Origin of the sequence: Cryobacterium sp. TMN-39-2 (assembly GCF_004402745.1) — a bacterium.
Lineage (GTDB): Bacteria > Actinomycetota > Actinomycetes > Actinomycetales > Microbacteriaceae > Cryobacterium > Cryobacterium zongtaii.
The window spans coordinates 1-14430 of sequence record NZ_SOFX01000030.1 but is presented as its reverse complement, the minus strand read 5'-3'; the positions used below and the strand labels follow the sequence as shown (position 1 = coordinate 14430).

Here is a 14430-nt window from a genome sequence, read left to right as displayed (position 1 = left end):
TTCGCCAGCGACGTTTGTGGAAGCGCTTGCATGCATCCCAAAATGCCGTAGTGTGTCCGTCATGACAGGCACAGAGTGGTGGCGTAACGCCGTTATCTATCAGATCTACCCACGGTCGTTCGCTGACGCGAACGGCGACGGCATGGGCGACCTCGCCGGCATCCGCTCCAGGCTGCCGCAGCTCGCCGAATTGGGGGTGGACGCCATCTGGCTGTCACCCTTCTACACGTCGCCGCAGCGCGACGCCGGCTATGACGTCTCCGACTACTGCGATGTCGATCCCCTGTTCGGCACCCTGTCCGACTACGACAAGATGCAGGCCGCCGCGCACGACCTGGGCATCCGGGTGATCGTCGACATCGTGCCGAACCACTCCTCGAGCGACCACCCGTGGTTTCAGGCCGCACTGGCCGCCGGCCCCGGCAGCGAAGAGCGCGGCCACTACATCTTCCGCGACGGCCTGGGCGAGAACGGTGAGCTTCCGCCGAACAACTGGGAGTCCGTGTTCGGCGGCAACGCCTGGACCCGCACGACCGACCCGGACGGCACCCCCGGCCAGTGGTACCTCCACCTCTTCGACACCACCCAGCCCGACTTCGACTGGGACAACGAGTGGGTGCGCGCCGAGTTCCGGGATGTGCTTCGCTTCTGGCTGGACCGCGGCGTCGACGGATTCAGGGTGGATGTCGCCCACGGCATGATCAAGGCCAAGGGCCTGCCCGACTACACCCCGCCCGTCGACGGCGGCAGCATGGGCGGCGCGACCACCGCGCTCGAACCCGGCGTTGTGGCGGAGCCCGTCGCCGGAGCCCCATATTGGGCCCAGGACGGCGTGCACGACATCTACCGCGACTGGCGCATCGTGCTCGACGAGTACGACGGTGACCGGATCCTGGCCGCTGAGGCCTGGGTTGACCCGCTCGAGCGGGTAGCGCAGTGGGTGCGTCCGGATGAGATGCACCAGGCCTTCAATTTCGCCTACCTGGAGACGCCGTGGCAGGCTCCCGCGCTCCGCCGCGTGATCGACGATTCGCTCGCCGCGTTCAGTTCCGTTGGCGCGCCGAGCACCTGGGTGCTCTCCAACCACGATGTCGTGCGCCACGCGTCCAGGCTCGCGCTCACCGCCGACAACCTGCAGGGTCACGGCATCGGCCCGAACACCGTCGGCCTGCCGGACACCGAGGTCGGACTGCGTCGCGCCCGCGCCGCATCCGCCCTGATGCTCGCGCTGCCGGGGTCGAGCTACATCTACCAGGGCGAAGAACTCGGCCTGCCCGAGGTCATCCACCTGCCCGATTCGTCGCGGGAGGACCCCACCTGGTTCCGCACCAACGGTGAGCGCTACGGCCGCGACGGCTGCCGGGTGCCCATCCCGTGGGAAGGCGCCGCGCCGTCGTACGGCTTCGGGCCGAGCGCACAGAGCTGGCTGCCCCAGCCCGCCGAGTGGGCCACCCTGGCCCGCGACGCGCAGGCCGGTGTGGAGGGCTCGACCCTCGAGCTCTACACCGATGCCCTCGCCCTGCGCCGCGCGAACGAGCTCGGCTTCGGCTCGGTGGAATGGCTGCCCTCGCCCAGCGAGGACGTGCTCGTATTCCGCAACCGGAATGTCGTGGTGGTCGCCAACACCGGCGACCAGCCCATCGAGCTGCCCGCCGGCGATGTGCTGCTTTCCAGCGCCACCCTCACCGGGCGCACGCTGCCGGGTGACACCACGGCCTGGCTGCAGGGCTGACCACCTCGCATCACCGAGTAGTCGCCACTCCCCCGCTCGCAGCTCGCTCCCAGCGAGTACCGATGCGGGGGATGGCAGACTCGAGGTGGCCACCGGCGTTCGCTGGGCCGCCGTTGATTGGGGAGCGCTCGTGACTGACCAGGTTGTCGAATGGCCCAGTGACCTCCGGGAAATCCGGACCGAGCTCACCCGGTTCATGATGTCGTACAAGTTCGCGACCGACGAGATGATGACCAAGGTCAACATCCTCAAGGAAGAATTCAGCGCGATCCATGACTACAGCCCGATCGAGCACGTCAGCCACCGGCTCAAGTCGCCGGAGGGCATCCTCAAGAAGGCCAACCGCAAGGGTTACCCGCTGGACCTCGAGGGCATCCGCGAGAACATCCAGGACATCGCGGGCATCCGGATCACCTGCAGCTTCATCTCGGACACCTACAGGGTGCTCGAGATGCTCACCGGCCAGCGGGACATCACCGTGTTGCAGGTCAAGGACTACATCAAGAACCCCAAGCCCAACGGCTACAAGAGCCTGCACCTGATCGCGGCGATCCCGGTGTTCATGTCCGACCGGGTGCAGCCCGTCACCGTCGAGGTGCAGATCCGCACCGTGGCCATGGATTTCTGGGCGAGTCTCGAGCACAAGATCTTCTACAAGTACGACGGCGCGGTGCCGACCGCGCTGGTCGGCGAGCTCAAGCGGGCCGCCGACGTGGCCAACCGGCTCGACATCGACATGGAACGCCTGCACGACCAGGTCGTGTCGTTGGGCGAAGCGTCCGAGCCCGTGACGCCGCGAGAGGCACGGCCGGCCCAGCACGGGGCGGACGGCGTCGCACCGTTCCCGCTCCCCCGGTCGCTGCTCGAGGCGTTTCTCGCAAAAGAAGCCTGACCCGGACCTCGCGAAAGCGGGCTCCTGGTCGCCTCGACGCCCGCGAAGCGGCCACCTGACCGCTCTCGCGGGATGCCTGGGGCGCGAGACCGCCGTTGATCGAGCCTGTCGAGAGCAGGCGAAGCGCGAGCTAGTTGGTGTTGGCGTAGAGCCAGGCGAGCGGGTCGGTCTTGGTGCCGTTGATACCACCGAGGCGGATCTCGAAGTGCAGGTGCGGGCCCGTCGACATGCCCGTGGAGCCGACCTTGCCGAGGACCTGGCCGACCTTGACGACGTCACCGGTCTTCAGCAGCATCGAGCCGTGGATCATGTGCGCATAGACGCTGGAGACCAGCTTGCCGTCGATCATGTGATCGATGATCATGTGCACGCCGAGGCTGCCCTCGCCGTCCTCGGTGAAGCTGACCACACCGTCGGCGATTGCCTGGGTGGGGGCGCCGAGGCCGGGGTTGAAGTCCTGGCCGCCGTGGTTGACCGAGCAGCCTGCGCAGTTGCGGTAGCCGAACTGGTCGCCCACGTGCACGCCGACCGCGAACGGCCACTGGATGGTTCCGTTCGGGTTGTTGCTGAACGTGTCTTCCATACGGATGCCGCTCGCCGCCGCGACCTCGGCGATGGACTGCGACTGGTAGCTGTCCTGTTCGACGGTGATGGTGTCTGTGCCGTTGGCCAGGTTGATGACCTGGGCGGGGTCGGCGCCGCTCGTGGGCTTCTTGGCTTCGAGGGCCGCGGCCTGCACGTCGCTGGAGGACAGCAGCGCCTCGGCGGGGATCGAGGTGGCGACGGCCATCAGTGCGACGAAGGTCATCGCGATGATCGACCCACCCTTGGTGGCCAGCATGCGCATGCGGTGGTGTCCCGAACGTGCCGATGCCACACCGGGCTTGGCGGAGGACGGTAGGGCCCGGGTGCGAGGAACGAAGGCGGGCAGCGTGTGCTCCGGCTCACTCGGCTCCGTGCGGGCCTGTGACGCCGCAGCAGGCTCGCCGGCCGGCGCCTGGTCGTCGATCGCCTGCACGGCGCGCAGCTGGGCACGCAGGGCCGCGCGAGACGGCAGGATGATCGTCGTGGTCGTGGTGTTCGGGGAAACGTCGCTTGGGATCTGCTCGTAGGCCGGCTCGGCAGGCAGCGCCAGATCGCGTTCCTTGAGAACGACGGTCTCGAGGTGAGGTTCGGCCAGTCCGGCACCAACCAGGAGGTGCGCCGCGGGCGACAGCTCGGTGACCGGCTGGGGTTCCACGTCGGAGACGGCAACAAAGTCGGCGGTTTCGGTGGGTGCCGGCTCGGTTACCGGCGTCGGTTCGGCGGCCAGCTCCGCGCGACGCTCGAGCTCGCGCTGTTCGCGACGCGTGAGCGTGCGGTGCGGTGCGAGGGCCGGCTCGGTCGAATCGGTGCTGCCGAGGTCGCTCTGTGAGAGGTCACTGGAGTCGGCTGCGGGGGCATCCGACAACGGGGTGTGACGTGACAAAGGACGGGTACTTTCGGCGCGTTGGACAGGGCTAGAGGCTCGCGTTTTGACGTGAGCCAAAGTAACGAATAGATAAAGGCTAGCTTGCGGAGCGCCGGATGGCCATTTGATGTCGGCAAATCACACCCGAACACGGGGTGTATCCCTCCCTGTGGAGGATGCGCAAGGAGGGCCAGGCGTGATAGCGGATCGGGCGTCTGCCCCGCCATCCAGCGGGTGCGGAGCCGTCAGCGGCACTCCGATTCTCAAATGTCGTCGTCGGCCATAAATTGCTCGAAAAGATTCGCGAGCAGCGGCTCGGCGGTGGCGTACAGATCGGGCGCGGCCGCGATGAGAAGGCTGACGCCTTCACGGTCCGCGCCGAACGCGCCCACCCGGGCGCCGGCCTCCGTGGCGACGAGGGCCCCGGCGGCGTGATCCCAGGGGTGCAATCCGCGCTCGTAGTAGAGGTCCAGCCGGCCGGCGGCCACCGAGCACAGGTCCAGTGAGGCCGCGCCCATCCGCCGCACGTCACGGACCTGGCTGATCAGACCGTGCAGGACCTTCGCCTGGCGGGTTCGCCGGACCGAGTCGTAGGAGAATCCGGTACCGAACAGGGCCAACGACAACGGCACCCCGCTCGTCACCTGCAGCGCGCGCCCGTTCAGGTGCGCGCCATCGCCGGCGCGGGCGGAGAACAGTTCGTCGATCGCCGGGTTGCGCACCGCGCCGGCCAGGGCGCTCCAGCTGGCCGGGTCGGCGTCGCCCTCGACCACGGCGATGCTCACGGCGTAACAGGGGATGCCGTAGAGGTAGTTGACGGTTCCGTCGATGGGGTCGACGACCCAGGTCAGTCCGGAGGTGCCCGCGGTGGCGGTGGACTCCTCGCCGTAGAAGCCGTCGTCGGGTCGCGCATCCGCGAGCAGGCCGCGGATGAGCGCCTCGGTCTCCCGGTCCGCGAGCGTGACCACGTCCTCCGGGGACGACTTCGACGCGGCGATCTGCACGCCTTCCGCCCGCCGGCGACGGGCGAGCTCTCCGGCCACCATCGCGGTCTCCTGGGCGAGGGTGAGCAGTTCGGTCGTGGCGGAAGGGGTCATCTGACCACGGTACGCCCGAGCGGTAACGGGCGGGTTAACGCACAAACGCGCCGGAGGCCCGGCGCGTTGTGGTGGTGCTGGTAGTGCTGGTCTTGCCCCATTCTTGCTGTGGCGAGTGCGAGATTCGAACTCACGAAGGCTACGCCGTCTGATTTACAGTCAGATCCCTTTGGCCGCTTGGGTAACTCGCCAGTGCATACCCGGCCATATGTAGCCACGTGACCGGAGACGCTCAGACAGAATACAAGCCGAAGGGCCCAAGTGCGAAATCAGGGTGGGCGGCCGGGCGCCGAACCGGTGGATATGATCACTTCACACCCCCTCTTGCACGCCGGTTAGGAACCCGAATGGTCGGAATCGACGAGGTCGCCCGTCGCGCGGGCGTCTCCACCGCCACGGTTTCGCGCGCCCTGAGCGGCAACGGCCACGTGTCGCCCACGACCAGGCTCAAGGTCAAGGCCGCGGCCCTGGAGCTGGGCTACGTGGTGTCGTCGAACGCGTCCAGCCTGGCGTCGGGTCGCATGAAGAACATCGGCGTGGTCGTGCCGTTCCTGAATCGGTGGTTCTTCTCCAGCGTCGTCGAGGGCGCTCAGAAGGAACTGCTACACAACGGCTACGACCTCACCCTCTACAACCTCACCGGCGGCGGCGACGAGCGCCGCAGCGTCTTCGAGCACTTCCTGCTCCGTCAGCGGGTGGATGCCGTGATCGCGATCTCGCTGGAACTGACCGAGAGCGAGGTGGCCAGGCTGCACGCGCTCGGCAAGCCGCTCGTGGGCGTCGGCGGCCCGATCACGGGCGTGCGCACCCTCACCATCGACGACGCGGCCGTGGCCCGGCTCGCCACCGAGCACCTGCTCGCGCTCGGCCACACCCGGATCGCCCACATCGGCGGCACCAAGGACTACGACCTCGACTTCCACCTGCCCACCAACCGGCGCTTCGGCTACGAGGCTGCCCTGGAAGCCGCCGGTATCGGCGTGGCCCCCGAGCTGTTCCAACCGGCCGACTTCACCATCCGTGGCGGTTACCAGGCGGCGAAGCAGCTGCTGGGCAGCCCGCACGACCGTCCGACGGCGATCTTCGCCGCGTCGGACGAGATGGCCATCGGCAGCATCCTGGCCGCTCGGGACCTGGGCCTGGTCGTGCCGCGGGACGTCTCGGTGATCGGCATCGACGACCACGAACTGGCGGACTTCTTCGGCCTGAGCACCATCGCGCAGTTCCCGCAGGGCCAGGGCGCCAAGGCCGTGGAGATCCTGATGGACCAGCTGCATCCTGGCCAGCACGACCAGGCGGCCCTGAACACTCCGATGCCGTTCGAGCTGATCGTGCGCTCGAGTTCGGCACGCCCCGGCGACTGATCAGAGCGCCGTCGGGCGGCATCCGGCCCTTCTCGGTAACATGGCTCTCATGGCAGATTCTACGTTCGACATCGTCAGCAAGGTCGACCCCATGGAGATCGACAACGCGCTCAACCAGGCTCACAAAGAGGTGGCGCAGCGCTACGACTTCAAGAACGTCGGGGCATCCATCGAAATGAGCGGCGAAAAGGTGCTCATGAAGGCGAACACCGAGGAGCGCGTCAAGGCGATCCTCGAGGTGTTCGAGTCGAAGCTGATCAAGCGCGGCATCTCGCTGCGCAGCCTCGACGCCGGTGAGCCGTACCCGTCGGGCAAGGAGTACCGCATCGAGGCCAGCATGAAGGCCGGAATCGACCAGGAGAACGCGAAGAAGATCAACAAGATCATCCGCGACGAGGGCCCCAAGGGCGTCAAGAGCCAGATTCAGGGCGACGAACTGCGCGTGAGCTCGAAGAGCCGCGACGACCTGCAGTCCACGATGGCCCTGCTCAAGGGCAAGGACCTCGACGTGGCCCTCCAGTTCGTCAACTTCCGCTAGTTCCCCTTCCGCGAACTATGACTTAAGCCCCAGAATCTTCCGAGATCTGGGGCTTTTCTCACGGTTCGCGGATGGTCAGGGCGCGTAGGCGCGGAGCCACCGGGTGAGGGCGGCGTAGGCCGCTTCGCGCGGCGCCTCGGCGGAGAGGACGACGTCGTGCAGGGCTCCCTCGATGCGCGCCACCGTCACCGTCGCACCCAGCCGCACGGCGGCCCTGGCGATGTCGTTCACCACCAGGACGCTGTCGCTGTGCCGCATCTGCTCGCTCCAGCGCGGCAGGATCGTGGACCGCGCCGACAGCAGCGTGAGGATAGGCACCTCGATGCCCAGTCCGGCCGCCACGGCGGCGTGTCCCTCGAGCACCGCGTTCAGCCAGGCCCGGGGCGGTGGGAAACCGCGCGGCGGGCGCCAGCGTGGTTCGTAGGACCACTCGCCGTCGAACTCGGACGAGACCGAGCGGCTGTAGAAGCCCAGGTCCACCTGGGGCAGGGTGCCCAGCGGCTGCACGCGGGCGCCCAGCTGCACGAGCGGCGTGATGAAGGCCCGGCCCACACCGCCGGCCTGAAACTCCAGCCACGGGCTGTTCAGCACGAGCGCATGGGCCCGCCCCGGGTGCCTGGAGGCCCACAGGCTCAGGGTGAGGCCGCCGGTGGAGTGCCCCATCAGCACCAGCCGCCGCCGCGAGGGCCGTTCGGCGTTTTCGCCGTGGCCCATCGCGGCAAGGGCGGCTTCGATGTCGGCGTCGTAGGTGGCCAGGTCGGCCACGAAGCCGGGTGTCTGATGCTCCCGCAGGCTGCGCCCGTACTTCCGCAGATCGAGGGCGTAGAACCGGGCGCCGAGACCGTGCCAGTGCTCGGCGAGGCCGGTCTGGAAGAAGTAGTCCGACCATCCGTGCAGGTAGAGCACATCGGTGCCGTGCGCCGGGGCCGCCGGCGACACCAGGTCGGTCAGGGGCGGGCGGTGCCGCACCAGCGTGGCGACGACCTCCCCTTCGCCGTCGCTGCCCAGCGGCAGGGTAGCTGCCTGGTAGTCACTGCCCAGGATGTCGTCCTGCCAGGCCACAGCACGCGAGCCGTGAGCTAAGCCCCCGAATCGTTCGATTTTCGGTGCTTTGCTCACGGCTCGCCGCTTGCCTACAGTTCGGCGGGGACTTGGGCTCGGGAGACCTCGACCATTTCGTGGCGCGGGACGACCTTGACGCGCACACGGCCCTGCTCGGCGCCGAGCGCCAGCTCGTGCTGGTCGAGGTGGTGCCAGCCGTCGAGGTTGGTGTACGCCACGCCGCGGGACTCCAGCAGCTCCACGATGCTCTGCTCCTCGGGCGCTTCTGGCCGCCACCAGTTGCCGACGTCGTTGATCAGGTGCCGCACGGTCTCCATCGCGTCGGACTTGGTGTGCCCGATCAGGCCCACCGGTCCGCGCTTGATCCAGCCGGTGGCGTAGACGCCGTACATCTGCTGGCTGCCGGTGCTGGACTCGAAGCCGGGCTCACCCTTCCAAAGCACTTGGCCCTCGCGGTTGGGGATCACGCCGCGCTTCTTGTCGAACGGGATGCCGGGCAACGACGAGCCGTAGTAGCCGACCGCCCGGTAGATGGCCTGGATCGGCAGCTCGCGGATCTCGCCGGTGCCGTGCACACCGCCCTGGCCATCCGGTGCGGTGCGCTCGTACCGGAAGCCGCCGACGTGGCCGTTGCCGTCGTCGGTGACCTCCACCGGTCGGGCGAAGAAGTGCAGGTGCAGCCGACGCGATGCCTGGCCGGTCTCGCGCTTCCGCCACTGGTTGAGCACCTTGTCGATCACGAAGACCTGCTTGTTGCTGGCCACCGCCGCGCGGGCGGCGTCGTCGTAGTCGAAGTCCTCGTCGTAGACGATGATGTCCACGTCGGGCAGCTCGCCGAGTTCGCGCAGCTCCAGCGGGGTGAACTTCACCGAGGTGGGGCCTCGGCGCCCGAACACGTGCACATCCGTCACCGGGGAGGCCTTGAGTCCGTCGTAGACGTTGGCCGGGATCTCGGTGGGCAGCAGGTCGTCGGCGTGCTTGGCGAGCATGCGGGAGACGTCGAGGGCGACGTTGCCGTTGCCGATCACCGCGACGGACTTTGCCTCGAGCGGCCAGGTGCGCGGCACGTCGGGGTGGCCGTCGAACCAGCTCACGAACCTCGCGGCGCCATAGGAGCCCTCGAGTTCGATGCCGGGGATGGGCAGGTTGGCGTCGTGCACGGCGCCGGTGGCGAAGATGACCGCGTTGTAGTGCTTCTTGAGGTCATCGAGGGTGATGTCGGTGCCGTAGCGCACGTTCCCGAACAGGCGGATGTCGCCGCGGTCCAGTACGTCGCGGAGCGCGTTGATGATGCCCTTGATGCGGGGGTGGTCCGGCGCCACGCCGTATCGCACCAGCCCGTAGGGGGCCGGCAGGTGGTCGAACAGGTCGATGGAAACGTCGAAGTTTCGCTCGGCCTTCAGGAGGATGTCTGCGGCGTAGATGCCGGCGGGGCCCGCACCGACGATGGCCAATCGCAACTTGGTCATGGAAGCCTTTCTAGCTGGATCGCTCGACGATGGTCTCGGCGAAGCGGGTGAGCGCCTTCTTGACCGAGCCGTTCGGCAGGGGGGCAAGGGCGGCAACGGCATCACGGGCCCAACCGTGGGCCTCCGCGAGGGTCTGGGTGGTCACGTCGTGTTCGCGCAGAGCCGTGATGGCGGAGTCGGCGGCCTCGGTAGCCACGCCGGCGCTGCTCATCACATCGGCCTCGAGGCGGGCGGCCAGGTCGGCGGCGCGCACATCCGTTGCCGCACGCTCACGCAGGCGCAGCAGCGGCAGGGTGGCGACCCCGGCGCGCAGATCGGTGCCGGGCACCTTGCCGGTCGCCTCGGGCTGCGGCGACAGGTCGAGCACGTCGTCGATGAGCTGGAAGGCGACACCGATCCGCTCGCCGAAGAGCACGACGGGCTCCTCGAATTTCTCGGGAGCGTTGGAGAAGATGATCCCGGCCTGGGCGGCGGCGGCGATCAGGGAGCCGGTCTTGTCGGCGAGCACCTGGATGTAGTGCTCGATCGGGTCCTCGCCGTCCTTGGGTCCGACGGTCTCGTGCAGCTGGCCGAGCACCAGGCGTTCGAAGGTGTCGCCCTGCAGGCGCACCGCGCGTTCGCCGAGCCTGCCCATCAGCTGGTTGGCGCGGGAGAAGAGCAGGTCGCCGGCGAGGATGGCGATGGAGTTGCCCCAGACCACCTGGGCGCTGGGCACGCCGCGGCGCTTCTCGGCATCGTCCATGACGTCGTCGTGGTACAGCGAGGCGAGGTGGGTGATCTCGATGGCGGCGGCCGCGCGGACCACGTCGGGGATGGTGCCGTCGCCGAGGTGGGAGGTGAGCAGCGCGAGCATCGGGCGCACGCGCTTGCCGCCGGCGTCGAGCAGGTACCGGCTGGTCACGGCGGCGATCTCGTCGGCGAAGACGAGTTCACCCAGCAGGGTCGTCTTCACCTCTTCGAGGCCTTTGTCGATGCTGGCAGCCAGGCCGCGGTCGGCGGGGGTGGAGAAGATTCGATCGCTCAGGCCCAGCTGCGACGTTACCGACGGGCTCCGGCGGGCCACGGGGGCGGTCAATTTCACTCTGTCAGCCTAACGATCGGATCTGGGAGTTTCAGGAGGTTGAAGCGGGGGCGTGCTCGGTCTTGATTCCGCGGTGCAGAGCCACGATACCGAGACTGAGGTTGCGGTACGCCACGGCATCGTATCCGGCGTCGCGCAGCCAGGCGCTGAGGGTGGGCTGGTTCGGCCAGGCCGCGATGGACTCGCCCAGGTAGTCGTAGGCCTCGGCGTTGGAGGACGCCAGCTTCACGATGCGCGGCATCACATGATTGAGGTAGGCGAAGTAGCCCACCCGGATGGGCGCGACGGGCGGGGTGGAGAACTCGCAGATGACCACGCGGCCGCCGGGCTTGGTGACCCTGTAGAACTCCGCGAGGGCCTTCTTGGGCTCCACCACGTTGCGCAGGCCGAACGAGATGGTGACGGCGTCGAACTCGCCGTCCTTGAACGGCAGCTGGGTGGCATCCGCCTGCACGAACTCAACGTTGGGGTTGTCTGCGTGCCGTTCGCGGCCCACCTTGATCATGCCCGCGGAGAAGTCGGCAGCCACCACGTGCGCGCCGGTGTGCGCGAGGGCCACGCTGGAGGTGCCGGTGCCAGCCGCGATGTCGAGGATCCGCTCCCCGCGGCGCGGGTTGACGGCCCTGGTCGTGGCGACGCGCCACAACGAGGCGTTGCCCACCGAGAGCAACGCGTTGGTGCGGTCGTAGTGGGTCGAGACCAAATCGAACATGGCGGCGACCTGCGCGGGCTGCTTATTTAGATCTGCTCTACTCACCGGTCCAGTCTAGATTGCGACGCGCGGCCCGGGTATCCGCGGGCGCGGGCTTAGGGTAGACAAGTGAATGCGCCAGCTCTAACGGTTGAGACCTCCCCGATTGCCGACATTCGCCAGCTGATCCTGCTGCTCGACGAGCGGCAGCCGCTGCTCTGGATGCGCCGCAACCAGGGCCTCGCCGGCATCGGCACGGCCCTGCGCCTCGAGTTCTCCGGGCCCACCCGCATGACGGATGCCGCCGCCGCCTGGCGCGATGTCGTCGCGGCCGCCACGGTGACCGACCCGCTGGCGCGCACGGGCACCGGCCTGCTGGCCTTCGGCACCTTCGCCTTCGACGACTCCTCCAGCCAGACCAGCGTACTCATCGTCCCCGAGCTGATCGTGGGCCGCGAGGACGGTCAGTGCTGGGTCACCCGGATCTGGCCCACCGGCCAGGCCGCCCCCGAGATTCCGCTGGCGCTGCACCCGCTCGGTGACGAGTACCGCATCTCCCTGCTGCCCGGCGCCCTCAAGCCGGCCGACTACCGGGCGGCCGTCGCCGCCGCGGTGGACCACATCGGCGCCCAGCAGCTGAGCAAAGTGGTGCTCGCCCGCGACCTCGTCGGCCGGCTGCCCGCCGAATCCGACCTGCGTCTGCTGCTGACCGAACTGGCCCTGGGCTACCCGGACTGCTGGACATACGCCGTCGACGGACTCGTCGGTTCCAGCCCGGAGACCCTGATCCGGGCCGACCACAACGAGGTCAACGCCCGCGTGCTGGCCGGCACCATTTCCCGCGGGGCGGATGCCGCGGCCGACCTCGAGGCCGCCCTCGCGCTGGCCACCTCGAGCAAGGACGGCGACGAACACGAGTTCGCCGTGCAGAGTGTGCTCGCCGCGCTGCGTCCGCACACCTCGGTGCTCACCACGAGTGAGATCCCGTTCACGGTGAAGCTGCCCAACCTGTGGCACCTGGCCACCGACGTCGAGGGCACCCTGAGCGACGGGTCCACCTCCCTCGACCTGATCGCGGCGATGCACCCGACCGCGGCGGTCGCCGGCACCCCCACGCTGGACGCTCTCGCGCTCATCCGCGAGTTGGAGCCGTTCGACCGCGGTCGCTACGCCGGCCCGGTGGGCTGGGTCGGCGCGGACGGCGACGGCGAGTGGGCCATCGCGCTGCGCTGCGCACAGGTGTCCCCCACCGGCAACATCACGGCGTACGCCGGCTGCGGCATCGTCCTGGACTCGGACCCCGACCGTGAGCTGGCCGAAACCAAGATGAAGTTCCGCCCCGTTGTCGAGGCCTTCGGCTGACAGCCGCTCGGGCGCTCGGGCATCTGCCCCCCGTGTCGTAGCCCGCAACTGTTCCCGCTCCGGACAAATGGTCCCGGCACACCGGGCGCACTTGTCCGCTTCGGGCACAGTTAGCGGCTGTTCCCCGCGACCCGGCCGGTGCGGACCGGCCTAGGCGGGCAGGTTGTTGGCCTGGGTCACCATGAGGACGACCACGATCACGTCGACCACGATGTTGGTCAATACCGCCAGGATCGAGAGGATCAGAGCGGTCAGGCCGAGCTCCGGACGGTTCGAGCGCCGCCTGGCCAGGAGGCCGAGGATCACGCCGACGCTGCCGATGATCAGGCCGAGCACGGGCATCCAGCCGCAGAGGAATGCGACGACGCCGACGATCATGGCGGACAGGGCGAGCGTGTCTGCCTTGACCCTGGCCGGCGGAGAGGCGGCGGGTGCGGGTGGTACGGTCCTACCGGGCATGGGGCACTCCTTGGCCGTTCCCGCACGTCTGGCACGGAACGAGTGCAACGGTACCAAACCCGCCAACGCCCCGCACCGCCTGTCGCGCAGAGCGCAGCCGGGCGCACGTGTCCGCACCGGCAACACAAAAGGCCGGCTTCCAGTTAGCGGGCCAGGGGGACCTCGAGCAGGGTCGGGCGGGCCACCGGCGCCGTCAGGGCGCTCTCCAGGGTGCTGCGGGTCGCCGCCTGCGCGTAGTCCCAGCCGTAGGCGGTGGCGAGAGCCTCGAGATTCACTTGCTGCGGGGTGAAGAGCACTCTGTCGATGGCAGACGGGGCGGCGGTGGTCGCCACCTCGAGGCCGTCGAAGATGGTGCCGCCGCCGTCGTTGCCCACGATCACCTGCAGCCGCGGTCGCACCTCACCGGGCGCAATCAGCAGTGAGCCGGCGTCGTGCATCAGGGTCACGTCGCCGACGAGCAGCCGGGTCGTGCCCGTCGACAGCGGCTGAGGGCCCGCCTGGCTGGCCAACGCGATGCCCAGCGCCGTGGCAATGGTGCCGTCGATGCCGGCCAGACCACGGTTGGCGTGCACGGGGATCTTCTTGCCCGCCACCCGGCTGTCCAGCTCGCGGATCAGCCGGGACGCGCCCAGCACCAGGCGGTCGTGCGGCCAGGAGGCGCGCCACACGGCGTCGGCGAGCATTGCCCGGGTGACCGGGGCCTTCATCGCCGCGAACTCGGCCTTGGACAGGCCGTGGGTGTTGAAGGCCGGGGCGTCGAGCTCGGTGTCCTCGGCCAGGATGCTCCGGCTCGCCATCACCCACCGGCCCACCCAGGCCCTGGCCTCGCGGGTTCCCGCCACGGCGATCGCCTCGTCGGTGGCGGCAACGGCGCGCGCGAAACTCGCTACCCGGTGGCCGGGGTTGTACCACTCGAGGCCGGCCGGGGCCACGACGATGGTCTCCACGTCTTCACGCAGCACGAGCGCCGGGATCTCCCGGCTGAGGGTGGGGTGGCCGAACACGATCACGCGTTGCACCTGGCCGCCGAAGTCGGCGTCCCCGAGCAGTTCGCGGTAGGCCACGACGAGGTTCGGGCCGAACCTGGCGCCGCTGGAGACCTCGGCGATCAGCGGCCAACCGGCGAGGCGGGCCAGCTCCTCCGCCGCCGGGCCGGCACCGGCGCCGGCGACGACGACGGTGCGGGGACCCGGCGGCACCGGATGCGGCGGATCGGCGGGCGCCGCCGCATCC

12 protein-coding genes, 1 tRNA gene and 1 pseudogene are annotated in these 14430 nt (G+C 68.9%); 5 read left to right on the top strand and 9 right to left on the bottom strand.

The window, feature by feature from the left end; all coding sequences use genetic code 11:
• Window positions 1-61 precede the first annotated feature (61 nt).
• A complete protein-coding gene (locus E3O57_RS11040) occupies window positions 62-1732 on the top strand; it encodes a glycoside hydrolase family 13 protein (protein ID WP_103460555.1) in 1671 nt (556 codons plus the stop codon).
• A 130-nt stretch (window positions 1733-1862) separates the two neighbouring features.
• Window positions 1863-2624, top strand: coding sequence for a GTP pyrophosphokinase family protein (locus E3O57_RS11035; RefSeq protein ID WP_241990382.1), 762 nt, complete (start codon window positions 1863-1865; stop codon window positions 2622-2624).
• A gap of 130 nt (window positions 2625-2754) precedes the next feature.
• Here E3O57_RS11035 and E3O57_RS11030 read toward each other — a convergent pair whose 3' ends face one another.
• From E3O57_RS11030 to E3O57_RS11020, 3 genes are all read right to left on the bottom strand, one after another.
• Window positions 2755-4092, bottom strand: a complete 1338-nt coding sequence (locus E3O57_RS11030) for a M23 family metallopeptidase (RefSeq protein WP_133159696.1) — start codon at window positions 4090-4092, stop codon at window positions 2755-2757.
• Window positions 4093-4337: 245 nt separating this feature from the next.
• A complete protein-coding gene (locus E3O57_RS11025; protein WP_103478483.1) occupies window positions 4338-5171 on the bottom strand; it encodes an inositol monophosphatase family protein in 834 nt (277 codons plus the stop codon).
• A 109-nt stretch (window positions 5172-5280) separates the two neighbouring features.
• A tRNA-Tyr gene (locus tag E3O57_RS11020) sits at window positions 5281-5362 on the bottom strand.
• 156 nt (window positions 5363-5518) lie between these two features.
• Here E3O57_RS11020 and E3O57_RS11015 point away from each other — a divergent pair.
• Both E3O57_RS11015 and E3O57_RS11010 read left to right on the top strand, forming a co-directional pair.
• A complete protein-coding gene (locus tag E3O57_RS11015) occupies window positions 5519-6535 on the top strand; it encodes a LacI family DNA-binding transcriptional regulator (RefSeq protein ID WP_103478484.1) in 1017 nt (338 codons plus the stop codon).
• Between the two features lie 49 nt (window positions 6536-6584).
• Window positions 6585-7073: a YajQ family cyclic di-GMP-binding protein gene (locus E3O57_RS11010; RefSeq protein WP_088457811.1), complete on the top strand. Its 489-nt coding sequence runs from the start codon at window positions 6585-6587 to the stop codon at window positions 7071-7073.
• A 75-nt stretch (window positions 7074-7148) separates the two neighbouring features.
• Here E3O57_RS11010 and E3O57_RS11005 read toward each other — a convergent pair whose 3' ends face one another.
• The 4 genes from E3O57_RS11005 to E3O57_RS10990 all read right to left on the bottom strand — a co-directional run bounded on the left by E3O57_RS11005 (window position 7149) and on the right by E3O57_RS10990 (window position 11442).
• Window positions 7149-8135 (bottom strand): alpha/beta hydrolase, encoded by a 987-nt coding sequence (locus E3O57_RS11005; RefSeq protein WP_088454986.1) that lies wholly within the window; start codon window positions 8133-8135, stop codon window positions 7149-7151.
• Between the two features lie 71 nt (window positions 8136-8206).
• Entirely contained in the window at window positions 8207-9604 is a 1398-nt protein-coding gene (locus tag E3O57_RS11000; protein WP_103478485.1) for an FAD-dependent oxidoreductase, read from the bottom strand.
• 10 nt (window positions 9605-9614) lie between these two features.
• Window positions 9615-10685 carry a polyprenyl synthetase family protein gene (locus E3O57_RS10995; protein WP_088454984.1) on the bottom strand — a complete coding sequence of 357 codons (1071 nt, stop codon included), beginning with the start codon at window positions 10683-10685 and terminating at the stop codon, window positions 9615-9617.
• Between the two features lie 31 nt (window positions 10686-10716).
• The gene (locus tag E3O57_RS10990; protein ID WP_241980050.1) at window positions 10717-11442 is read right to left on the bottom strand and encodes a class I SAM-dependent methyltransferase; all 726 of its coding nucleotides are present in this window, start codon (window positions 11440-11442) and stop codon (window positions 10717-10719) included.
• Between the two features lie 63 nt (window positions 11443-11505).
• Between E3O57_RS10990 and E3O57_RS10985 the strand changes: the two genes are divergently transcribed.
• On the top strand, window positions 11506-12738 hold the full coding sequence (locus E3O57_RS10985; RefSeq protein WP_241990381.1) for an isochorismate synthase MenF: 1233 nt from the start codon (window positions 11506-11508) through the stop codon (window positions 12736-12738).
• A 150-nt stretch (window positions 12739-12888) separates the two neighbouring features.
• Here the strand turns inward: E3O57_RS10985 and E3O57_RS10980 are convergent, their stop codons facing one another.
• Both E3O57_RS10980 and E3O57_RS18715 read right to left on the bottom strand, forming a co-directional pair.
• Complete coding sequence (locus tag E3O57_RS10980; protein ID WP_103478486.1) at window positions 12889-13197, bottom strand: hypothetical protein; 309 nt, start codon at window positions 13195-13197, stop codon at window positions 12889-12891.
• A 143-nt stretch (window positions 13198-13340) separates the two neighbouring features.
• A pseudogene (locus E3O57_RS18715) lies at window positions 13341-14430 on the bottom strand (2-succinyl-5-enolpyruvyl-6-hydroxy-3-cyclohexene-1-carboxylate synthase); the annotation flags it as partial.